This is a genomic window from Janibacter terrae NBRC 107853, from assembly GCF_001591405.1.
In the GTDB taxonomy this organism is placed as follows: domain Bacteria; phylum Actinomycetota; class Actinomycetes; order Actinomycetales; family Dermatophilaceae; genus Janibacter; species Janibacter terrae.
On record NZ_BCUV01000010.1, the window covers coordinates 78862 to 100259 of the forward strand.

The 21398-nt window shown below is 66.8% G+C and carries 24 protein-coding genes and 3 pseudogenes; 19 read left to right on the forward strand and 8 right to left on the reverse strand.

Annotated features, from left to right (window positions below; genetic code table 11):
* Positions 1 to 31: 31 nt before the first annotated feature.
* Positions 32 to 889, reverse strand: a complete 858-nt coding sequence (locus tag JT1_RS17235) for a hypothetical protein (protein WP_068329911.1) — start codon at positions 887 to 889, stop codon at positions 32 to 34.
* A gap of 9 nt (positions 890 to 898) precedes the next feature.
* Positions 899 to 2074: an ATP-binding protein gene (locus tag JT1_RS17240; protein ID WP_068330020.1), complete on the reverse strand. Its 1176-nt coding sequence runs from the start codon at positions 2072 to 2074 to the stop codon at positions 899 to 901.
* A 233-nt stretch (positions 2075 to 2307) separates the two neighbouring features.
* Here JT1_RS17240 and JT1_RS17245 point away from each other — a divergent pair, with 233 nt between their 5' ends.
* The 4 genes and pseudogenes from JT1_RS17245 to JT1_RS18100 all read left to right on the forward strand — a co-directional run.
* Positions 2308 to 2979 (forward strand): AfsR/SARP family transcriptional regulator, encoded by a 672-nt coding sequence (locus JT1_RS17245; protein ID WP_169702101.1) that lies wholly within the window; start codon positions 2308 to 2310, stop codon positions 2977 to 2979.
* A gap of 14 nt (positions 2980 to 2993) precedes the next feature.
* The gene (locus JT1_RS17250; protein WP_068329916.1) at positions 2994 to 3416 is read left to right on the forward strand and encodes a helix-turn-helix domain-containing protein; all 423 of its coding nucleotides are present in this window, start codon (positions 2994 to 2996) and stop codon (positions 3414 to 3416) included.
* Positions 3413 to 4033, forward strand: coding sequence for a hypothetical protein (locus tag JT1_RS17255; protein WP_068329920.1), 621 nt, complete (start codon positions 3413 to 3415; stop codon positions 4031 to 4033). The genes JT1_RS17250 and JT1_RS17255 overlap by 4 nt, the downstream gene beginning before the upstream one ends.
* A gap of 132 nt (positions 4034 to 4165) precedes the next feature.
* Positions 4166 to 4405: pseudogene (locus JT1_RS18100) on the forward strand (IS1380 family transposase); the annotation flags it as partial.
* A gap of 613 nt (positions 4406 to 5018) precedes the next feature.
* On the opposite strand, the gene JT1_RS17265 reads toward JT1_RS18100, so the two are convergent.
* The 3 genes from JT1_RS17265 to JT1_RS17275 all read right to left on the reverse strand — a co-directional run bounded on the left by JT1_RS17265 (position 5019) and on the right by JT1_RS17275 (position 6459).
* Entirely contained in the window at positions 5019 to 5477 is a 459-nt protein-coding gene (locus tag JT1_RS17265; protein WP_068329926.1) for a VOC family protein, read from the reverse strand.
* Positions 5478 to 5563: 86 nt separating this feature from the next.
* Positions 5564 to 6046 carry a luciferase domain-containing protein gene (locus JT1_RS17270; RefSeq protein WP_013601282.1) on the reverse strand — a complete coding sequence of 161 codons (483 nt, stop codon included), beginning with the start codon at positions 6044 to 6046 and terminating at the stop codon, positions 5564 to 5566.
* Positions 6043 to 6459 (reverse strand): DoxX family protein, encoded by a 417-nt coding sequence (locus JT1_RS17275; RefSeq protein WP_068329929.1) that lies wholly within the window; start codon positions 6457 to 6459, stop codon positions 6043 to 6045. The genes JT1_RS17270 and JT1_RS17275 overlap by 4 nt, the downstream gene beginning before the upstream one ends.
* Before the next feature lie 122 nt (positions 6460 to 6581).
* On the opposite strand from JT1_RS17275, the gene JT1_RS17280 reads away from it, so the two are divergent.
* From JT1_RS17280 to JT1_RS18565, 7 genes and pseudogenes are all read left to right on the forward strand, one after another.
* Positions 6582 to 6953: a winged helix-turn-helix transcriptional regulator gene (locus JT1_RS17280; RefSeq protein WP_032491541.1), complete on the forward strand. Its 372-nt coding sequence runs from the start codon at positions 6582 to 6584 to the stop codon at positions 6951 to 6953.
* 399 nt (positions 6954 to 7352) lie between these two features.
* Positions 7353 to 8759, forward strand: a complete 1407-nt coding sequence (locus JT1_RS17285; RefSeq protein WP_068329933.1) for an IS1380 family transposase — start codon at positions 7353 to 7355, stop codon at positions 8757 to 8759.
* Positions 8693 to 9016 (forward strand): SDR family oxidoreductase, encoded by a 324-nt coding sequence (locus JT1_RS19105; protein ID WP_082807801.1) that lies wholly within the window; start codon positions 8693 to 8695, stop codon positions 9014 to 9016. Before JT1_RS17285 ends, JT1_RS19105 begins: the two co-directional genes overlap by 67 nt.
* Before the next feature lie 136 nt (positions 9017 to 9152).
* Positions 9153 to 9309 (forward strand): annotated as a pseudogene (locus JT1_RS18110) (transposase); the annotation flags it as partial.
* A 209-nt stretch (positions 9310 to 9518) separates the two neighbouring features.
* On the forward strand, positions 9519 to 10055 hold the full coding sequence (locus JT1_RS17290) for an IS110 family transposase (RefSeq protein ID WP_068329938.1): 537 nt from the start codon (positions 9519 to 9521) through the stop codon (positions 10053 to 10055).
* Positions 10052 to 10300 carry a hypothetical protein gene (locus tag JT1_RS19225; protein ID WP_169702102.1) on the forward strand — a complete coding sequence of 83 codons (249 nt, stop codon included), beginning with the start codon at positions 10052 to 10054 and terminating at the stop codon, positions 10298 to 10300. Before JT1_RS17290 ends, JT1_RS19225 begins: the two co-directional genes overlap by 4 nt.
* 272 nt (positions 10301 to 10572) lie before the next feature.
* Entirely contained in the window at positions 10573 to 11139 is a 567-nt protein-coding gene (locus tag JT1_RS18565; RefSeq protein ID WP_169702103.1) for a transposase, read from the forward strand.
* A gap of 8 nt (positions 11140 to 11147) precedes the next feature.
* Here JT1_RS18565 and JT1_RS17305 read toward each other — a convergent pair.
* A protein-coding gene (locus JT1_RS17305) for an IS3 family transposase (protein WP_156811799.1) occupies positions 11148 to 12262 on the reverse strand; the annotation gives its coding sequence in 2 pieces (ribosomal slippage) (positions 11148 to 11989 and positions 11989 to 12262; 1116 coding nt in all).
* 27 nt (positions 12263 to 12289) lie between these two features.
* Here JT1_RS17305 and JT1_RS17315 point away from each other — a divergent pair.
* The 5 genes from JT1_RS17315 (at position 12290) to JT1_RS17335 (ending at position 16997) form a co-directional block, all read left to right on the forward strand.
* On the forward strand, positions 12290 to 12730 hold the full coding sequence (locus JT1_RS17315; protein WP_068329949.1) for a site-specific integrase: 441 nt from the start codon (positions 12290 to 12292) through the stop codon (positions 12728 to 12730).
* 259 nt (positions 12731 to 12989) lie between these two features.
* On the forward strand, positions 12990 to 14414 hold the full coding sequence (locus JT1_RS17320) for an aromatic ring-hydroxylating oxygenase subunit alpha (RefSeq protein ID WP_082807803.1): 1425 nt from the start codon (positions 12990 to 12992) through the stop codon (positions 14412 to 14414).
* On the forward strand, positions 14414 to 14953 hold the full coding sequence (locus JT1_RS17325) for an aromatic-ring-hydroxylating dioxygenase subunit beta (protein ID WP_032492317.1): 540 nt from the start codon (positions 14414 to 14416) through the stop codon (positions 14951 to 14953). Before JT1_RS17320 ends, JT1_RS17325 begins: the two co-directional genes overlap by 1 nt.
* Positions 14954 to 15035: 82 nt before the next feature.
* A complete protein-coding gene (locus JT1_RS17330; protein ID WP_068329956.1) occupies positions 15036 to 15407 on the forward strand; it encodes a non-heme iron oxygenase ferredoxin subunit in 372 nt (123 codons plus the stop codon).
* A gap of 366 nt (positions 15408 to 15773) precedes the next feature.
* A complete protein-coding gene (locus JT1_RS17335) occupies positions 15774 to 16997 on the forward strand; it encodes an NAD(P)/FAD-dependent oxidoreductase (protein WP_032492315.1) in 1224 nt (407 codons plus the stop codon).
* On the opposite strand, the gene JT1_RS19045 is transcribed toward JT1_RS17335, so the two are convergent.
* Together JT1_RS19045 and JT1_RS19050 are read right to left on the reverse strand one after the other, a co-directional pair.
* The gene (locus JT1_RS19045) at positions 16988 to 17272 is read right to left on the reverse strand and encodes a 4-hydroxy-2-oxovalerate aldolase family protein (protein ID WP_255218360.1); all 285 of its coding nucleotides are present in this window, start codon (positions 17270 to 17272) and stop codon (positions 16988 to 16990) included. The genes JT1_RS17335 and JT1_RS19045 overlap by 10 nt on opposite strands.
* Positions 17273 to 17326: 54 nt before the next feature.
* Positions 17327 to 17611, reverse strand: a pseudogene (locus JT1_RS19050) (transposase); the annotation flags it as partial.
* Between the two features lie 681 nt (positions 17612 to 18292).
* Between JT1_RS19050 and JT1_RS17345 the strand changes: the two are divergent.
* From JT1_RS17345 to JT1_RS17355, 3 genes are read left to right on the forward strand one after another with little or no spacing between them, the layout of a single operon-like run.
* Positions 18293 to 19582: an ISL3 family transposase gene (locus JT1_RS17345; RefSeq protein WP_032492314.1), complete on the forward strand. Its 1290-nt coding sequence runs from the start codon at positions 18293 to 18295 to the stop codon at positions 19580 to 19582.
* Positions 19579 to 21000: an acyltransferase family protein gene (locus JT1_RS17350; RefSeq protein ID WP_032492313.1), complete on the forward strand. Its 1422-nt coding sequence runs from the start codon at positions 19579 to 19581 to the stop codon at positions 20998 to 21000. The genes JT1_RS17345 and JT1_RS17350 overlap by 4 nt, the downstream gene beginning before the upstream one ends.
* Positions 21001 to 21004: 4 nt before the next feature.
* Positions 21005 to 21343 (forward strand): TraR/DksA family transcriptional regulator, encoded by a 339-nt coding sequence (locus JT1_RS17355; protein ID WP_068329959.1) that lies wholly within the window; start codon positions 21005 to 21007, stop codon positions 21341 to 21343.
* Positions 21344 to 21398 lie beyond the last annotated feature (55 nt).

A 21398-nucleotide genomic window follows, 5' to 3' on the forward strand; every position in this document is an offset into this window, starting at 1 on the left:
GGATGGAGCACGTCGACGGCATTGGTGGAGGTCACGGTGAGGGGTCAGGGAAGGGGAGCCATGCCCAGTCGGTCTCGGATGGCAGTCGAAGGTAGAGCTTGCCGCGGTGCGAGAGTTCCAGATGAGTAAGGACGATCAGGCTTGAGCCGACAAGGTCCTCCAGTGTCGCGGCTCCGGTGCCGTCGAGGAAGTGCTGGACCGAGGGGGCCGAGACGACGACGCTCGCGGTCCCCGGCGGCCCGAAGTTCAGCCACAGCCCGGTCTCGGTGTCACCGGTGCTGATGATCGTTCCCCAGTACCCGCCGCGGGTGTCATCGCGTTCTGCGTGATCGGTGGTGAGGTTGGCGATCTCGTGGAAGAAGTCGCGGTCGCTGATCGCCAGGTCTGGCCACGTGTGAAGGCGGACCTTGCGCCCGGCGCGGGCGAAGTCGGGTGAGCGGCGCAGCTCTCGGAGGATGGGTCGAAGCCTCTTGGAGCTGCGGGCTCGGCGCGGGCCGTCGTCGTCGCCGCGCGTGTGTCGAGGGGTCGGCGTCGGCCTTGAGTAGTCCTCGGTCGGGTCGTGGTGCTGACCTGTCGGGACGCTCGAGGTGCGGGTGTCGATGATCAGCTCCTCGCCGAGGTTGAGCATCTCGGTGAGTTCTTCGTCGAGTCCGTTGCCGGCAGTAGGTGGGCCCGGCGCTGCTGCGTCGCAGCCGACGCGGTGGGAGGTGGAGCCGAAGTGCGCGGCACGACCGTCGCGCGAGCGCCGCCGGTAGAAGGACCGGGCCGCGCAGTTCTGGCCCGGGCAGATCAGGTGGCGGCGCTTCTCCCCGAGGTCTTGCTCGTTCAGGTGGGAGAACTGCAGGGCTGAGTACGTCGTGTCGTCCAGGGTGCAGTGGGCGGTGTGCATGGCATCGCCTCAGGTGGGCTGGCGGGTGATGAAGTCGGCCATGCGGGGGACGGTGAAGGCGATTCGTCCGTGCTCCGGGGCGTAGATCAAGCCCTTGCTGATCAGGTTGGCCCGGACGGGCCCCAGGGAGGTGGGTTTCTTGCCTAGGCGCTTGGCGACCTCGCCGGAGCTGCTGCCGCTGTCGCCGTCGACGGCCATGGCCTGGAGGTACTCGCGCTCTTTGGGTGTGGCACGTTCCCACCGGACGCGGAAGAAGCCGTTGTCCAGGTCGCGCAGGGCGAGCATCCCACCCGCGTGGGCGTCAGCGAAGGTGATCATGTCGCCGGCGTCGTCGGCCTGCTCCCAGGAGGACTGGCCGTACTCCTGCAGGAAGTAGGGGTAGCCGCCGGTGGCGTCGATGACGTGCATGACGGCGTCGTCATCCCAGGAGACCTGCTGGTCGCGGGCTGGGTCGACGATCGCCGCTCGGGCGTCGTGACCGGCGAGCTCTCGCACCGGGTGGTAGGAGAAGAGCCGCTCGGAGTAGGACTTCGCCTCGGCGAGCTGCACGGGCAGGCTCGGCAGTCCGGCCAGCGCGAGCAGCACCGGCCAGTTGCGCTGGGAGGCCATGTGCGCGATCGAGCACAGGGCGGTGAGTTCCTCGGTGCTCAGGTCCTGGGCCTCGTCGATGAGCAGGGCCAGGCCAACCCCTTCGTCGCCGGCCGCCGATGAGATATCGCGCACGACCTTGGACAGGTCCAGGTCCAACGCGCCGGAGTTGGCGCCGCCGCCGGAGTCACCGTCGAGGTCGAGACCGAAGGTCCAGGTGCCCTCGGAGGTCACCGAGGCGTTGAAGGACAGGAAGGTCTTCAGCGCGGTGCGGATCTTTTGACCTGCGGAGGGTCGCGCGAGATCGGCCAGGGGCAGCTGCAGGGCGTCGGTGAGCATCTCGCGCAATGACTTCCCGGCGCCGGCCTCGGCGTACCCCACGATCCACCCGGCGTCCTCGGCCGCGCTCTGCAGGTCGACCAGCAGCACGGTCTTGCCGACACCGCGCAAGCCGTAGAGGACCATCGACTGCTCGCCACGACCGGCGGCGACCCGGGCCAGTGCGGTTGCCCAGGAGGCGCGCTGCTCGTCGCGACCGACCAGGGCGGCGGGGCGTCGGCCAGCACCGGGGGAGTAGGGGTTGCTCAGTGCGTCCATGGGGCCCACTTCTACCAAAGTATGAAGACGTATGTGGAAATCCTATAGCCATGCATAAACCTGTAAACATGCCTGTCACGCGGCAGGGCGGCTCCAAGCGCGTCGTGTGGCGAGCCCGGGCTGGGTGCATGAAGATCGACGGGCGGGGGGCGGAGGCCATGCGCCCCATTGCGCCACGTATCAGCGCGCGCTAATGTAGTGCGTAATAGATGGTCGGGAAGGGGGTGAGCGAGATGGGGACACCGAGCGTGCGCGTCCTGGGCGACGTGCAGATCGAAGCAGGCCAGGAGCGTCCCGCGATGTGGCGTCGGGCCCGAGAGATCATCACCTACCTCGCTCTCTTCCCAGGCAGCTCCGAGGCGGCGTTCACCGAGGCGATCTTCCCCGGGGAGATGCGCTCACCGAAGCTGCGGCAGCGCCGCAACGAGTACCTGAGAATCGCTCGCCGATGGCTGGGCGATGACGAGAACGCTCGGCCGTGGATCCCGCTGGTGGCCGAGGGCAGCTACACGCTGCGCGCTGAGGTTGACGTCGACTGGGCACGTTTCACAGCGCTCGTGGATGGCGACCCTGCTGCCAGGACCACCAAGGAGCTCCTCGCTGCGCTCGCTCTGGTCAAGGGCCGGCCCCTGACCGGGATCGAGGAAGATCACTGGGAGTGGGCCCAAGCACTCAAGACCGAGATGTGCTGGGAGATCGCCGGCGTCTCCCGCGAGCTCCTCGAGCGGGGGCAGAGAGATGGTGACCAGCTCCTCGCGTTGCGCGCTGTCGAGGTCGGTCTGCAAGCCGTGCCCGAGGACTCGAGGATGTGGGATCGTGCCATCACCATCGCCAAGGCCACCGGCGGCAGCGCCGCGGCCAACGCGATGGCCCGGCGCAGAGCCAGGGCGCTGGAGGACGAATGAGCAGGAGGAGACACGTGGCGGGGACCGTCAGCCGTTTCGGCAGGGCGAGCTCGATGAGCGGTGCCGAGATGCGATCACTCGTGGAGTCGATTGGCCTGACCCGACGCGACGTGCACCGCCTGCTCGAGGTCAGCGAGTCCTCGGTCTCCCGGTGGTGGGCCGGGCAGGCCAGCATCCCCACGGGCGTGGCCGATCACGTCCACGCCTGGGTCGCCCGCAGCGCCGATCTCGTCGACGAGCTCACCAGGCAGCTCCGCGACTCCGGCAAGGTCCCCGTTTACGTCACCGATGACGAGCTCACCGCTGTGCGACCCGACCTGGCCCCCTTCGGTGCGATGTTCCACCGCGTTGCCGCCGCACGAGCCCTCGACGCGATCGGGCCCGAGGGGGGAACGGGCGAGGCGCCGTCGCTGACGTGGGGCACGCACCGCTCGTGACGATCGAGTGGCCGATGGAGCACCTCGCGCAGGCGCGAGCCGTGCTCGACGGGATGATGTCGGTCGACTTCTACTCGATCAACCGCGCACTGAGGGGCAGCGGGTCCCTTCAGCGAGAGTGCGGGGCCTACCTGGACTGGGAGGGCTGGGAGAGCAAGCAGCAGTTCGCCGAGGCGGCTAGCTTGGCTTTCTACGACCTGTGGCGCCGGGGCGCGCTCGGCGATCACGCCGGCCGGATCGCCTACCGCGGTTGTACCTTCGGCTCACGGGCCCTGAAACAGATGGTGCGCGACGGTTACCTCTTGGACCATGGCTACGGCTTCGCCACGCCTTGCCGGGAGGAGGCCGAGTGCCACCTCCATGATGACGAGCGCGACATCGAGGGCATCTACCCCGACGGCGACGAGGCGTTGGTCCCGGTGCTCTTCGAGATCCAGATCGGTCAGTCCTCGCTCTATCTGCCCGCGGAGGACGAACCTGACCCCTTCGACCTGCGTACGGGGTTCATGCTCGAACGCCAGAGCGGACAGTTCATCCTCGAGCGGTACTCCATGCTGAAGTTCGTCGAGGTCGCGCACGGGGACGTGGTGCATGTGCGATGTGAGCAGCGGCTCTGACCGGTCTTAGCCTCGATCCACCGATCGACTGTGTCCGGTGGGCGGCGTGGGAGAGTGAGAATGCCCTCCTGACCTGGGAAAATGCGACTTGTCTAAGGTCCGCATAACCCGCTCAAGAAGGGCATCTCGTAGATGCAACTGTCTCACACCCCTTCAGTGGTCTCAGCGACGTTTGACGAGCCCAACCTCGTGTCAGCCGCCGGGCTGGTCCCATTGATGGCTCTGGCTCAGGAGGCCGGGCTGCGTCGGCTGGGAGATGAGCACCTGAGCGTGGCGAGGGACAAGGGGGCCAACGCGGGCCTGAAGCTTGCCTCGTTGGTGGCGGGTATGGCCGCCGGGGCGGACAGCATCGATGACATGGCCTTGCTGCGCCGGCTCGACGGCCGCCTCGCCGGCCTCGACCAAAGCCTCGTCGAACCATTGGACAAGATGGAACGGCCGCTGCGCAGGCTCGCCTCCACCACCGGACCACTGCCCGGAAGTCTGGACCGGCTCAACCGAAGCACCGCCGTCCTCGAAGAACTCCCCGGCTACTTCGAGAACCTCCAACGGACCCTGCGGAGAGTGGAGCGGCACGTGCGTAACCTCGACGAGAAGACCGGCCCCAACATCCGCTGACCGAATGGGACCTCAACACCACGATCCGTAGTCTCCGGGCACGCCCAGGCGTTTCGCAGTGACGCGCTCGATGCAGGTGAACCGTCAGCCGTCCGAGCACCGGGGCATGCTGGACTGCGAGGAGCACGGACACCGCGGCGATCCGGACCCCCCGCGCGTGCGGGGCTCGCTCGCTCCCTTCACCCCTCGTGACCCATCGCGCAATCGGCCGCCGTCATACTCATCTGAGAGACGGCATGATTGTCGTAAGTGAGTAGCGCAGCAACACGGTGCCGGCCTTGTCACCTCAGCACGGCCGGTGATCTGGGCAGCGGACTGGATGCCGATGGCCAGACGCTGCGGCCTGCGCCGCTCCAGGCACGGAGGGTCACAGACGTAGGGGACGGATCGGGGCGAAGACCACCGAGGGGTCGGCGAGCCACTCCTCCGTGGCCATCACATCGACGTAGAGCTCGATCTCGTGCCCGTCGGGGTCGGCGATGTAGAGCGAGTGGGTGATCGTGTGGTCGCTGGCCCCCTGGATCTGCACCCCGTGCTCGGTCAGGTGACGCACGACCTCGCGCAGGTCGTCGTCGTCGTCGCCGACCTTGAGGCCGAAGTGGTACAGGCCCACACGGTGCCCCGGGGGCATCGGCGCCGCGGCCGGGCCCACCTCGATGAGCAGCAGCTCGTGGTGGGTGCGTCCGGAGGAGAACGCCGCCGCGGGGACCGGCAGGGGGACCTCCCCGCGGATCTCGTTCCACCCGAGCACGTCTCGGTAGAACCGCCGTGAGCGCTCCAGGTCGCGGACGTAGAGCACCAGGTGGCCGAGCTCGTGGATGCGCATGATGGATGACTCCGATCTTTGTTCGACTGGTCCGGACCCGAGTGGCCCGGATGCCGGGCACGTCGGCGCTCTGTCAGTACGGCTGGTCAGGCCGGGGGGTTGGTGGCGTACTCGAAGGCGGCGGTCACGATCTGGGAGACCAGCTCTGCCTCCTCCTCGTCGCGGGGTGCGTAGATCATCACCGCGCCCGAGGTGATCAGGCCGCGGCGGGCGATCGGGTGTTGCTCTGCCCAGCCTGTCTCGATTACGCGGGAGGCGACGTCGGGCGGCAGCACCAGGTGCAGTGAGTGGTCCGGGGCGGGGTGCAGGTGAGCGAACTCGGTGCCGATCATGAAGGCCTCGGGCGGGCCCTGCGCGGCGTCTTCCGGCAGGGTCAGGGCGCGCGCTCCCGGGACCGAGATCATGCTGGGGCGCCAGACCACGTCCGGCAGCTGGGCGAGCCGCTCCTCCAGGAGGCGGCGCGGCCGATCGTCGTCCGGTTGTTGATCGAGCTGAGTGTGCGGATTGCTCGGGGTAGTGCGCGGCCTGGCGCCGCCGCGGGCGGGCAGGTCGACCAGCAAGCCGGTCACAGCGTGAACACCGGGCCGAGCACGAGCAGGCCGAGCTCGTCGCCCGCGGAGGCGAAGAACGCGAACAGGGCGAGCGCGGCACCCGCGAGGGACAGGTCCTTGAGGAACTGGGTCTGCTCGTTGGCCTTGCTCGCCGGGTCGGTCTCGCGCCAGAAGCCGTGCATCAGCACCGCCGTCGGCACCAGGAAGGCGACCAGCAGCAGGGCACCGAGGTCGGGCCAGACCCCGACGGCCACCATGAGGCCGCCCAGGATGCTCACCGCACCAGAGAAGGGCACCATCAACCCGGCGGCCGGCACACCCTTGCTCGCCGCGTAGCCGGTCATCATCTCCCGCTGGCTGAAGTGGCCCATCCCGGCGCCCAGGAACAGTAGCGCGAAAAGGATCCGGCCGATGAGGACCAGAGCGTCCATGAGAGCTCCTCGTATGCGAAGTAGTCACTTACTCTTTGTAAGTGACTCTAGGAGTATCATTCCGGGAACGGCGTTGGCAAGAGTCAAGGTCCGGCGACTCGTCGGCCGCGGAGGTTGTCTGCATGGACGAGACACAGGGCTACTGTCCGGTTTTCCACCGCGCGGTCGAGTTGATCGGGCGGCGCTGGAACGGCCCGATCATCCGCGCACTCCTCGACGGAGCCGACCGCTTCGGCGAGATCCGCTCAAGAATCCCTGGGCTCACCGATCGGCTCCTCGCCCAGCGGCTCCGCGAGCTCGAGCGCGAGGGCGTGGTGGAACGCGCCTGCCCCTCCTCCTCCGCGACCACCGTGCCGCACTACACGCTGACGACCAAGGGTCACTCCCTGGCGCCGGTGATCGAGTCCATAGCCCAATGGGCTGCGGCGTGGGAGCCTCCAGGATCGACCAGCTCGGCGCAGGGCCGCAGCGTCGCGGACTCGCGACGCCGGTGAGCTGACCGACCACGAACGCTTGTCGCGCCGAGCTCCGCGAGAAGTGGATCCGCTTAACGGGACTCCTCCTCCACCATTCGAGCCACCGGCTCTGGAATCTCCTGAGTTTCGGGGGGACGCTTCCTGACCTGCATAAACGCGGTGTAGGGCGCCACGTCCCCCCGCCATTCGACGGTTCGGGGGGACGGATGCGGGGACGCTGAGCCGCCACGCTGCGGCCCGTGACCAAAGTCAGCAGCGCCAGAGTGTCCGAATCGTGCGCGCTGCGGTTGCTTATCCTCGATCCACCGATCGACTGTGTCCGGTGGGCGGCGTGGGAGAGTGAGAATGCCCTCCTGACCTGGGAAAATGCGACTTGTCTAAGGTCCGCATAACCCGCTCAAGAAGGGCATCTCGTAGATGCAACTGTCTCACACCCCTTCAGTGGTCTCAGCGACGTTTGACGAGCCCAACCTCGTGTCGGCCGCCGGGCTGGTCCCATTGATGGCTCTGGCTCAGGAGGCCGGGCTGCGTCGGCTGGGAGATGAGCACCTGAGCGTGGCGAGGGACAAGGGGGCCAACGCGGGCCTGAAGCTTGCCTCGTTGGTGGCGGGTATGGCCGCCGGGGCGGACAGCATCGATGACATGGCCTTGCTGCGCCACGGGGCGATGGGCAAGATCTTCGACCGTGCCTACGCTCCCTCGACGTTGGGCTCCTTCCTGCGCGCCTTCACCTTCGGACACGTGCGTCAGGCTGACGCGGTGGCTTCACGGTTCGCACTTGCCCTGGCCGAGCGCTCCGAGTTCCTGGGCCGCGAGGGGGACAGCGGCACGGTGATGGTCGACATCGACGACACCATCATCGAGGTCCACGGCCACCACAAGCAGGGAGCATCCTTCGGCTATACCCGAGTGCGTGGCCTGAATGCGCTGCTGGCCACCGTGAGCACCGAGCAGATCGCCCCGGTGATCGCCGCCCAGCGGCTGCGCAAGGGCTCGGCCGGCTCCCCGCGCGGAGCGGTCCGCCTGGCCGCTGACACCCTGGCTCTGATCCGGCGCACCTGCCTGGCCGGGCGGCCAGTGCTGGTGCGCGCGGACTCAGCGTTCTACTCCCACGCCCTGGTCACCGCCGTGCTCAAGACCGGGGCGCACGTATCGGTCACCGTGCGGATGGACCCGGCCGTCAAGCGCGCCATCGCCGCCATCAGCGACGATGCTTGGACCACGATCAAGTACACCGACGCGATCTTCGACGAAGACAGCGGCAGGTGGATCTCGCGGGCCGAGGTCGCCGAGATCCCCTTCACCGCCTTCACCTCCAAGAAGACCAGCGAGCAGATCCCCGGCCGCCTGGTGGTGCGCCGAATCCCCGACCTGAACCCGAAGAAGAACCAGGGGCAGGCCACACTGTTCGATACGTGGCGCTTCCACGCGTTCTTCACCACCGCCCCCGCCGCCGAGCGCGACACCGTGGCTGCCGACAAGGTCCACCGGGCACACGCCATCATCGAGAACGTCCACGCCGACCTCAAGGCCTCCGCGCTGGCGCACATGCCCTCGGGAGTTTTCAACGCCAACGCTGCCTGGCTCGTCTGCGCGGTCATGGCCTTCAACCTCACCCGCGCCGCCGCGACACTGACCAACGCCCCGGGGCTGGCTCGGGCGACCACGGCAACGATCCGCCGCAAGCTCATCAACGTCCCGGCACGTATTGCTTCCTCCGCCCGGCGCCTGCACCTGCACCTTCCACAGGGCTGGCCATGGCAAACAGCGTGGTCCGCGCTCTACGACGCCCTCGCCCCGCGCCGAGCGACCGCGCCGATCTGACCCACAGACCCAGTCCCTACAAGCAGGAACCCCAGTGGAAGAGCCGGGCAGACCGGCAACTCCTGCACGCCCTCACTCCAGCCCCGACATCCTGCCGCCGACAGCGACCTCCTCAGCAGCTCATCGGTGGATCGAGGCTTAAGCGACCTGGAACCCCCGATGACATCGCCGCCGCCGCCCTGTTCCTTGCCTCGGATGAGTCCTCGTGGATAACCGGACAGGTTCTGGCCGTCGATGGCGGCCACACTGCCATGTAGGCAGGCGTGCACGGCGGGTCTGTCCGAAGAACGGTGTAAGCAGCGTTTCCATTGTTAGAGGTCCTCCGCGGCCGGCATCCGGTCGGCGAAGGTGATAGCGAAGGCCTGATTGCGATCGAGACCAAGATGAACCGCCGAGCTCAAGGCGATGGTCCAGGCCCGACGGTCGCACCCTGATGGACATCCACGGCATCGATCCTGTGGTAGCCGCGCGGATCCTTGCCGACGTCGGTGACGTGGCCAGGTTCGCCGACCGCAACCGGTTCGCCTCCTGGACCGGCACCGCACCGCTGGTACGCCTCCTCAGCCTGGATCCGTAAGTTCTTGGGTGGCCCGGGAGGGCTTGATCGCCCTTGATGGCTCCGATGGATTGGCCGCCCAGCTCCTCCTGGGACGCCTTCACTGCTGATTGAGATGCGCGTCCTGGTCGCTGTTTACGGATCTGTCGGCGGGGTGTTCCTTCGGGCCACGACAATGCCTTGTGCGCTCGAAGGAGGAGTAGATGAAGGAACAGGTTCCGCTCGGGTGGGCGGGCATCGACGTCGGCAAGGGCCACCACTGGATCTGCTTTATCGACGAGGCAGATACCACGGTCTGGTCGACGAAGGTGATCAACGACGAGGCCGCAATCCTCGACGCGGTCGGCGGTGTTCTTGCCCGCGCGGAGGAGGTGGTCTGGGGAGTCGATGTCACCGGGACCATGTCGGGGCTCCTGCTTGCTCTGTTGGCGGCGCACGGTCAGCGGGTCAGATACGTCCCCGGCCGCACCGTGAACCAGATGGCCAGCGCCTACCGAGGTGAAGCCAAGACCGACGCCCGCGACGGCTATGTCATGGCCGAGACGCTGCGGCACCGCGGCGACCTTGCCGAGGTGGAGGTCGCCACCTCGTTGGTGACCGAGCTGCGGCTGCTGGTGACCCATCGCACCGGCCTGGTCGGTGACCGGGTCCGCATGGTCAACCGGCTGCGCGACGTGCTCAGCGGCTACTTCCCTGCGCTGGAGCGGTCTTCGACTACGCCCATAGCCGCGGCGCATTGACCCTGCTGACCGGCTACCAGACGCCGCAGGCGATCCGCCGTGCCGGTCAGTCGCGGCTGCGGACGTGGCTGGTCAAGCGGAAGGTCCGCAGCGCCGACCAGATCGCAACAGATGCCCTGGCCGCGGCCAAGGCCCAGCACACCGTCGTGCCGGCCTCGGGCACGTCCAAGCGCTCATCGCTCTGGCCCGGCGACGCGTCGACGTCCTGTGGGCCCTGCTCCGCGAGAACCGGCCCTTCGAACTGACCCCACCGTTGCGAGAACCGATGCCCCGAACGGCTTGACAAGATCATTGACAATCCACCGCTCGGATGCCGCGGTAGCGGCGGGTCTGATGCAAGAGGGTGCTCCTGACCTGCAGGATCACGGTTACCACGCCAATGATCAGTCAGAGTCAAGGGAGCACCCTCTTGGTGTCGAAGTCTTGCATGCTCGATCGTGTTGAGGTCCGAGCTGATGACGAGAATGAATCGCGGGTCTGATGGAGGCTCTCAATCCTGGGAAGGATGATGAGAGTCATGGCAGCACCGAGGAAGTACAGCGTTGAGCTCCAGCAGCGGGCCACGCGAATGGCATTGGACGCCCGGAAGGATCCGGAGTCCGCGCGTGGAGCGATCAAGCGGGTCGCCGATCAGCTCGGGGTCCACCCCGAGGCGCTGCGGAACTGGGTCCGTCAGGCCGAGGTCGACGGCGGGGTCCGGCCAGGCACCACGAGCGATGACGCCCAGCGGCTGGCCGAGCTCGAGCGTGAGGTGCGGGAACTGCGTCGGGCCAACGAGATCCTGAAAACGTCCGCGGCTTTTCGCGGCCGCGGAGCTCGACCGCAAGATCAAGTAGAGGTGCCCACCGCGGTGCTGGTCGACTACATCGACCAGCACCGTGACCGGTTCGGGGATGACCGCCCTCGCGCCGACGCTGCAGGCCTTCTTCACCGACCGGCTGAGTCATCAACTTGGTGCCAGCGCACACACGATCGCTGCCTACCGCGATACCTGGCGCCTGCTGCTCGCCTTCACCACGGCGCGCACGAACATCGCGCCGACGAACATCTGGCAGGACCCCGTGGATCGGTCCAGGTCGTGTGAGAGTCCGATCAATGGGTGCAGACCGCAGCGTAGGCCACCGGGCTGAGGTAGCCCAGGGATGAGTGGGGACGGTCGTGGTTGTACTCGGTCTTCCAGTCGCCGATGACGACCTGGGCGTGGGTCATCGACCAGAACAGATTGATGTTCAGGCACTCGTCGCGCAGCCTGCTGTTGAACGATTCGATGAAGGGGTTCTTCCAGGGCTCGCCGGGTGGGATGAACAGCATCCCGGTTTGGGTGCCGGCCCACTGGGCCAGTGCTGCCGCGATCATCTCCGGGCCGTTGTCGAGCCTCAGCACCGCCGGCGAGGCGCCACGGGCGGCCACGATGTGGTTCAGCTCGGCGGCCAGGGCCTCGGCGGTGATCGAGCGTTCCACAAGGCCGCCCAGTGTTTCGCGGGTGTGTTCGTCGACGACGGAGAGGATCTTGATCGGTCGGCCGTCGGTGGTGGAGTCGAACTGGAAGTCGATCGCCCACACCACGTTGGCCGAGGTGGCGGTCGGGACTGGTGGCACGGTCGAGGATCCGACCCGTTTACGGCGGCGTCGCACGTGCACACGTAGCCCTTCTTCGCGCCACAGCCGCTGGAGCTTCTTGTGGTTCACGACCCAGCCCTGGCCGCGGGCGTCGTGGTAGGCGCGCCGGTGTCCCCACCGGGGATGGGCCCCGGCGTAGGCGCGCAGCCAGGCCCGCAGCCCAGCGTCGGGATCATCAGGAGTCTGCGCGGGCGGGGTGTGGCGTTGGGTGGATCGGTGCTGCCCGACCAGCCGACACGCACGCCGTTCGCTGACGTCGAAGACTCGACGCAGGTGAACAACGGCCGCGCGTCGGCGGGCCGGGCTCAGAATTCCCCCTTGGCGACCTCGCGGAGCATGTCTTTGTCCAGCTCGGCATCAGCAAGCAGACGCTTGAGCCGCTGATTCTCGGCACGCAACTTCTTCAGCTCCTTGGCGTCCTCGGCTTTCAGCCCGCCGAACTGGTTACGCCACCGAAAGTAGGTCTGCTCGGAGACACCGAGCTGCCGGGCAACCTCGGCCGTGTCAGCGCCCCCGGCCAGCAGCCGGTCGGCCTCGACCAACTTGCGCACGACCTGCTCAGGCGTGTGTCGCTTCCTCGTTGTCATGGTGATGGAGCCTTCCTGCCCACCCTCGTGGGCCGCAAGGACTCTCACACCACCCGGACCAACCAACGGGGGTCACGCCACATCGACATCGCTGATCTCGACGCGCCTCTGGTCGGGGAGTTCCTCAACCACTTGGAGAGTGAGCGCGGCAACAGCACCAGAACACGCAACGGTCGGCTCGCAGCGATCCACTCCATGTTCACCTTTGCCGCGTTGCGTCATCCAGAACATGCCGAGACGATCGCCCGGGTCCTCGCGATCCCGCCCAAACGCTACGACCGGCCCCAGGTCACCAATCTCAGCCGAGCAGAAGTGACCGCCCTGCTCGGAGCTCCCGACCGCAGCGCTTTGCCTGGATGTCGGCCACGGCTGGGCCCTTCGGTGGTGAGCGAGGTCGAGGGTGAGGGGGACGTCACAGTGGTGCAGGAGTCGGTCGAGGATGGCGGTGGCACCACCCAGCGGAATTGACCCGGACAGAGCCCCTTTTGGGGGATATTTGGCCTCACCCGAGGGAGGATTTTCACGACGGCTGCGGTGTGATGTAACACTCAACGCACCAGCCCTCGAACCCGTGAGACGGACTTGATGACGGGACGGAGTTCGGCGGTGGTGTACAGGACGACCAGGTAACCGGGAAGTCCTCTACAGCGCTGACCCCAAGAAATGCAGCGCGTTCGAATCCCCCCGACAAACGAAGTCGCAACTGAAGCTAGGAATGGAGGCAACAATGCTGACTGTGAATGACAGTGGTCAACTGGTGAGCCCGAACGGGCAGACACCTCAGGCACCACCTTTGAATCCCGCCCTGTCGTCTCAGCTCAAGGAACTGTCCGAGAGCGAGGGTGGCCTGCTGGACCGGCGCATGTTTTTCGACCCTGAGATCTACAAGGTTGAACTTGAGCGCGTCTTTGCACGATCATGGTCCTTTCTCTGCCATGAAAGCCAGCTGGCCAAGGCCGGGGACTTCTTCTCGACCTACATCGGCGCCGATCCCGTCGTGGTGACCCGACAGCGCGACGGATCGATCAGCGCGGTGCTCAACTCTTGTCGCCATCGTGGGATGAAGGTCTGCCGCGCCGACTGGGGGAACGCGAAGGCCTTCACCTGCACGTACCACGGTTGGTCGTACAGCACGGATGGCTCGTTGGTGAGCGTGCCCCGCGAGGAATACGCCTACTACAACGAGATCGACAAGTCGAAGTTGGGATTGCTGCGGGTTCCACAGGTGCAGTCCTACAAAGGGCTGGTTTTCGGTTGCTTCGATCCCGAAGCGCCGTCGCTTGTCGACTTCTTGGGCGACATGACCTACTACTTGGACATCCTGCTTGACCGTGTGGATGGCGGCACCGAAGTCATCTCCGGTGTCCACAAGTGGAAGATGCGGGGCAACTGGAAGCTTGCCGCCGAGCAGTTCAGTGGAGACAACTACCACACCATCTCCAGCCATATATCGGTGCTGCTGTCTGAGTTCCCGCCCGAGGCGGCGGACGCCTTCGTGAATATCGACGGGCTCGAGATCAACCCAGCGGAAGGCCATGGTATTGGTGTTATGTACTCGCCGACCGGAGCGCCGTTCTCGGCGGGGAGCAGCGAGGCGATCCTGCGCTGGCGCGACGAGACGCGCCAGGAGTCCATCAACCGCCTTGGTAAGGAGCGCGTAGAGGGGATGTCCTGGACGCACGCCAACGTGTTCCCCAACTTCTCTTACCTCCACGACAGCTCGGTCCTGCGCGTTTGGATGCCCAAGAGTCCCACCGAGATGGAGGCCTGGTCGTGGTGCATCGTCGACAAGAAGGCTCCGCAGGAGGTGAAGAATGCTTGGCGCACGCAGGCCATCCGACACTTCAGCCCCGGTGGCACTTGGGAACAGGACGACGGCGAGAACTGGAGTTACTGCTCAGGTGCTGGGGGTCAGGAGGGAGTGGTGACCCGACTCTCCAAGTTGCATGTCGAGATGGGAGTGGGACACGAGCGCTCGCATCCGACGCTGCCCGGCAAGGTCAGTCACACCTACAGTGAGCAGAACCAGCGCAGTCTGTACCGACGCTGGGCCGAGTTCATGGCGGCGGAGTCTTGGAAGGACATCTCCGTGCCGGTGCGTACGACCGAGGTAATCGACCGAAGCGACATGGCGAAGGCGGGAGAATCCTGATGAGCGTTCTTGAGAATACGAATACAGAGGTTATTGACGTCGCCCGTGCGGTCGAGAAGTTCTACTACAAGGAGGCGCGACTCCTTGACGACAGGCTCTTCACGGAGTGGCTCACATTGTGGGCCGACGATGCCCACCTGTGGGCGCCTCTCCGGTATAACCTGTCTCGGCGGGAGCAGCAGTTCGAGTATTCCGGTGAAGACGACTTCGGATACTTCGACGACGACAAACCGAATCTCGAGAAGCGGGTGCGGGGGTTGGAGACCGGGCAGGCGTGGGCCGAGGATCCCCCGACGCGCACCAGGCGCCTCATTACGAACGTCGAAGTGGAGTCGGACGATTCCGGTGTAGGAGACTACCGGGCCCGGTCCCACTTCCTCGTCTATCGCAACCGCATGGAAGCCGATGTTGACCTGCACGCTGGATGTCGGCGCGACATCCTCCGCCGGACTGCCACGGACGGTCTGCTCATCGCCCGCCGCGAGGTCATCCTAGACAACAACGTGTTGCTGTCTAGGAATCTGAGCATCTTCTTCTGAGAAGCGAGGTCACAGTGACGTTGAATCACACGCAGATAGCCCGCTGCGCGCGGTCAAGTATCAGCAGTTGGCTTCGGGCACGATGACCAACAACGACGTGGAAGTGGCGCTGCCGAACGTCGAGGGCCGCACATGGCGCCGTGCCTGTGCGGCCCACGACGTGCCCGAGGACGAAGGTCTGTGCCTCGGTACGCTGCCGCCCGTCTCGGTGTTTGTAACAGAGGGCGAGTACTTCTGTATCGACGATACGTGCACCCACGAGACCTACTCGTTGGCGGACGGGTGGGTCGCGGACGGTTTCGTCGAATGCGCCCTCCACCTCGCTAAGTTCAACTTGCGCACCGGCGAGCCGCTCGCGCCGCCCGCCACGACGGCTGTGGCCGTCCATCCCGTCGCACTCGTCGACGGGGTCCTTTATGTTGCGCTTCCGAGCACGTACCTCATCAAGGAGTGAGAGCCGTGGGTTGGCTTCAGGACTACTCGGTCATCGTCACCGGAGCCGGTTCCGGTCTCGGTCGCGCGACATCGTCGAGCGGTATGTCGAGGAGGGCGCTCGCGTCGTCGCCTTCGACCGCTCCGAGGTGAAGCCACACCGACAGAGAGTCAGCCCACAGTTCATTCTAGGTGGCAGCGACGGGTCGGCGAGGAGAGGCTGGATGTCGGGCGGTTACTGACTGGCGCTCCATGGCTCGGGACAGCCCGGGGGCGGCGGTGTTTTGGGAGGCCCTTCGCGCGCGACCCCCACCGGCCATCACACCGAGCCTCACCGAGTCCGAACAACAACCATCATCTCGATCCCCGCCAGGAAGAGGGTGCACCAATGACCGCACCGCACCACGTCATCGTCGGTGGCAGTGCTGCCGGTGTCGCAGCGGCACTAGCCATGCGGAGAAATGGCTTCGAGGGTCGGATCACTCTCGTGGAAGCAGCCTCCGAGGAGCCCTACGAGCGACCGCCTCTGTCGAAGTCTTTCACCGACCTTGACGCGCCGCGTCGGATCCTCCCACCGAGCACGTACGTCGAGGAAGACATCGACCTGCTGCTCGGCATGCCGGTCGCAGCGCTCGATGTCGACCGGAAGGTGGTGCGGTTGCCTGACGGCGAGGGACTCGGGGCGGATGCCGTGCTAGTGGCGACCGGTGTCAACGCTCGGCGTCTGGGAGTTCCGGGAGAATATCTCGAGCATGTCCTGGTGCTGCGTGGCCTGGCGGATGCACGTGCGCTGGCGGCGCGCCTCGACGTGGGCGGTCCTTGGGTGATCGTCGGAGGAGGGTTCATCGGCCTCGAGGCGGCGGCCGTCGCGCGGGGAAGAGGGATCGATGTCACGGTAGTCGAGGCGATGCCGGTGCCGCTGGCCGGCGTGCTGGGCCCTGCCCTTGCAGCCCACGTCCAGCGGATGCACGAGCGTGAGGGGGTGCGGATTCTGGGGGGGCGCACTGTGACCGAGTTCGTGGGGGAGAGGGAGGTCGAGAAGGTCGTCCTGGACGATGGCTCGGTTCTGGATGCGGCCACCGTACTCGTTGGCTGCGGGGTGGAGCCCAACGACGAGCTGGCCCGAGACGCAGGGGTGTACTGCAACGGCGGCATCGTCGCGGACCGTCACGGTCGCACGAGTGTCCCCTGGATCTGGGCGGCCGGCGACGTCGCCACCTTCGTCAGTCCGTTCACCGGGCGTCGCCAGCGCATCGAGCACTGGGACGTCGCCAATCGTCTAGGCACAGTCACCGGAGCCAACATGGTTGGGGTACCGGCAGTCAACACAGATGCGCCGTACTTCTGGTCCGATCAATACGGACATCGGCTCCAGATGTATGGCCGACACCAGCCAGGCGACCAGTTCGTCGTCCGACCTGGCGTGACCACGGCGCAGTTCGTCGCATTCTGGGTCCGCGATGGGCGGGTCACCGCGGCGGCTGCGATCGACTCGCCGAAGGAGTTGCGGGCGACCAAGCCACTGATCGAGGGACGAGTTCCCGTTATGGCATCGGACCTGATCGACCCGGCCGTCTCATTGCGTGCGCTCGGGCGTGTCGCTCATCCATGAAGCCAGATCGTGATGGCGCATAGGACGATGCCTCCGCTGCCGTCCGTACCCGGGGAGTCGACGTCGTGTCGGGCGGCAACGTTCTCCGCATGCCGCAGGAACGAAGAGTAGACGCCGGCGTACCCGAGGGTGAGCGTCGCCCGGTCCACCCGCACCGGACGGTCCGCGTCCTCGGGTGCCGCAGACGGTAGTGGCGAGGAGACAGCCGAGGAGAAGATCGCCCGGCTCTCGGCCCGGGTCGCCGAGCTGGAGGCCAGCGAGAACAAGCTCACCACCAAGCGGGAGTTTCTGCGTTCGGCGGCCAAGTATTTCGCTGGGGAGACGAACTGGCGTAGCGTCGCGTTCTCGGCTTCGAGTCGGGCGATCTTCTGCTCCGGCGTCTCATCGACGGACCCCGCAAGGCTCGTCGGCGGCTTGGACTGCAGTGGGCTGGAGGTCAACGTTCCGTCAGCCGCGGTCTTCTTGCCCGTCTCGTACGCCTCGAGCCAGTGGCGCAGCGTGCCACGCACGATGCCCCGGTCCTCAGCGATACCGCGGACCGTGGCCCCCGGTGTGGACTCGTACAAGTCGACGGCCTGACGACGGAACTCCTCGGAGTAGTTCTTCCTGGCCATGGTTCTTCGATCATCTCGCTTCCCAGCAGATGCTGGATTCAGCGTGTCCAAGAACCGGGGTCAGGGCCCCCTGCACGCGTCGCGATCACCAGCTTCGCCGACAACTCCCGACACTCCTCGTCCTGGGCGGCCGACGCCTACCAACGAGCACGTGCGCGCGGCGCCCGACATCCTCACGCCGTCCGGATCCTCGCCCGCGGATGGATCCGAGTCATCTGGGCATGCTGGACCACCGACAGCGTCTACGACCCCTCGCGACACCGCGGCGAACAGCTCCTTGCCGCAGCGACTTGACCAAGAGAGCTCAAGCGCTACATCAGCCGGCAGATCTTCCGAACGCTCGCCGCAGCTTACCCTGGCCGCGAGGCCATGCCGTCAGCGGCTTGACGCGACAATGAAGCATCCTGGGTTCTCCATCGTTTGGAAACGAGGATGGATTCAGGCCGAAGGAAAATCGTCACAGAGGGCGGGAATGCCTCATTTTTTAGGGTTGACGTCACGTCTGAAGATGAGGTCGCAGCACTTATTCAGCACACCGTCGAAGCCCATCATCAGATCGATGTTATGTGGCTCTCCGTGGTTCGTGGTGAAGGAGAGGTCCGCGTCGTAGCGGCGTAGGAGCTCGTGGCCCTGCTGTGATGGGTGTTGTCGAGACATCCCAGAACAGAGGACCACGAGCCTGTGAACGAGCCTACGGTCTCGCGGCGTGATGCTGCGAGCACGATCTTCAATCTGCCTGACTACCGCGTCATCGACGCCGTCGACCTGCCCGAAGGCGGCCGGCGGGTGACGGTCGCCTCGACCGATCCACCCGGCTGTCCGGAGTGCGGCGTGATCGCGACGAAGGCCCACTCCCGTCGTCTGCAACGGGTCCGGGACGTCCCGGTCGCCGGCGCCGTGGAGGTGCTGTGGGCCAAACGACGCTGGTTCTGCTCCGAATCACGCTGCAGCAGAGGCACGTTCGCCGAGGCCACCACACAGGTTCCGCGGTTCGCGCGCTCGACGAGGCGGTTGAAGGAGCAGATCGTGGCGGCGGTCATCGACTCCGGCCGTGCTGCCGCGGAGGTCGCGCGCGCCCACCGGATCTCGTGGTGGCTGGTCCAGACCGCCCTGACCAGCGCGGCAGCGGCTGTGCTGCCCGACGTCGACGACATCGCGGTCACCCGGTTGGGCATCGATGAGCACCGCTACCGCTCAGTGCGCTTCTTCCGCGACGAAGCTGGCGCCGGGCGCCGGTACGAGCCGTGGATGACCACGCTGGTCGACCTGGCCACTGGGCAGGTCCTCGGCATCGTCGACGGGCGCGACTCCACCGCCGTGGGCGCCTGGCTGGCCGAGCGCTCACCCGCGTGGCGCGAGCAGGTGCAAGTCGTCGCGATCGACCCCTCGGCGGCGTTCCGCAAGGCGCTGCGCGAGCACCTGCCCCGAGCGGCGGTCTCGGTGGACAAGTTCCACCTGGTCAAGCTCGGCAACGACATGGTCACTCGGGTGCGGCAGCGCCTGACCCGCGCTCAGCACGGCCGGCGCGGCCGCAAGAACGACCCGGCGTGGGCGCACCGCTTGCTGCTGCTGCGCGGCGCGGACACCCTCTCGCAGCGGGCCTGGGCCCGGTTGGATCGGGTCTTCGCCATCGACGACCCGACCGACGAGCTGTCCGCAGCGTGGGCGATCAAGGAACAACTACGCCGCCTGCTGGCCGTCGACACGCTCGCCGACGCCTGGAACGAGCGGATGCGCCTGGGCTACTACGCGGTGGTCGCGGACATGCCCGAGACCACCGCGCTGTACGAGACCGTCGTGGCATGGTGGGACGCCATCGAGGTCCTCGTCGTCACCGGCGCGACCACCGCGAAGGTCGAGGCCGCGAACACCGGCATCAAGCAAATCAAGCGCACCGGACGAGGCTTCCGCAACCCGCACAACTACCGCACCCGTATCCTGCTGAGCAGCGCCTCCCGAACAGCGGCGTGAACACCGATCACACCCGGCCGTTCACCACGAACCGCGAAGAGCCCGCCGGGCTCGGCTGGGTCGGCCTCGCCGCCGTCGTCGCCGGGGGCTTCCTCCTGTCGTCCGCGACCGCGTGGCCCGGCTACGCCGCTCTCGTGCCGACCCTGGGCTCCGCCGCCGTCATCGTCTCCGGGTTCAGCAGCAGCCCGATGGGACCGGGCGCGGTGCTCTCCCTTCGCCCCATGGTGTGGGTCGGCGGGCTCTCCTACTCGCTCTACCTCTGGCACTGGCCGCTGCTCGTGTCCGCGGAGTCGTACTGGGACGGGCTGAGCCTCAAGCGGGGACTGGCCGTGGCGGCCTTCTCCGTCATCCCGGCGTACCTGTCCTACCGCTTCATCGAGAACCCGATCCGCTTCTCCACGAAGCTGTCGGTCTCCAACCCGCTCAGCCTGTCGATGGGCGCGAACTTCTCGGCGATCGGCGTCGTCGCCGGTCTCGTCCTCGTCCTGGCCGTCCCGGCCTCGAGCGGGACGGGCGCGGACGGGGGCGCGGCCGCCCCGGGCGCGGCGGTCCTGCACGAGAAGCCCGCCGCCGGCCAGCCGCGCCCCGGGACGGTCGCGAGCCTCAAGGACGTGGAGGGCTTCGTCCCCGACATCAGCCGGGTGACCGAGGACCTCGCGCCGATGGCCGAGGAGGACGAGTGCCAGGCCGGCCTGGACAGCTCCGAGCCCATCCGCTGCGAGTACGGCGACCCGGACGGCAAGCAGACGATCCTCGTCGTCGGCGACTCGAAGATCCTCCAGTGGCAGACCGTCCTCGACGAGCTCGCCAAGGAGAACGGCTGGAAGATGGTGTCGTACACCAAGTCGGCGTGCGCCTTCAGCTCCGGTGTGCAGCTGGCGAAGGGGAAGATCTACACCAGCTGCGCCGACTGGAACAGCAAGGTCAGGGACATCGCCCTCGACATGAAGCCGGACCTCGTCCTCACGACGAGCCGGATCGACCAGGCCCTCGAGGACCCCGACGATCTCGAGTCGCTCTCCCACAAGGGGATGACCGACGCCCTCGCCGCGTCGTGGCAGGAGCTCGACGACCACGGCATCCCGGTGCTCGCGATCCTCGACAACCCGAGTCCGGGCATCGAGGTCTACAAGTGCGCCGCCGAGCACATGGACGACCTCGCCGCGTGCACCTTCGACAAGCAGGAGGGCGTCGAGTCCAGCTCCGTCGACGAGTTCCGCGCCGCGGCCAAGAAGGTGCCGAGCGTCAGGATCATCGACTTCCGGGAGGCCATCTGCCCGGAGAAGACCTGCGTCCCCGTCATCGGCGGCGTGTTCATCTACCGGCAGACCTCGCACGTCACCGACACGTACACGCGCACCATGAAGCCGGATGTCGAGAAGGTGCTCGTTCCTGCGGTCGAGAAGATGACACGCTGACGGCATGACCGACCCACGCCCCCTGCTCGAGGACGAGCGAAGGGAGACCCTCGCCCGCCTCGCGACCCTCACCGGGGACTTCACTGCCCTCGTCGAGGCGAGTGAAGGGAGCAATGCCGACGACGAGCACGACCCGGAGGGAGCGACGATCGCCTTCGAGCGCTCGCAGCTGGATGCGCTGGTCCAGCAGGCCCGGGCCCGTCTCGGCGAGATCGACGCGGCTCTCGAGCGGGTCGGGCACGGGACGTACGGCGCCTGCGAAGGGTGCGGTCGAGCGATCGCCGCGGCCCGCCTCGAGGCCCGGCCCACCGCCCGGCTGTGCATCGAGTGCGCAGCGGGCTGACTGCGCTGTCCCGTCGCAGCGGTGGACGCCGACTGCGGTCCGGTGCAGGTAGCCT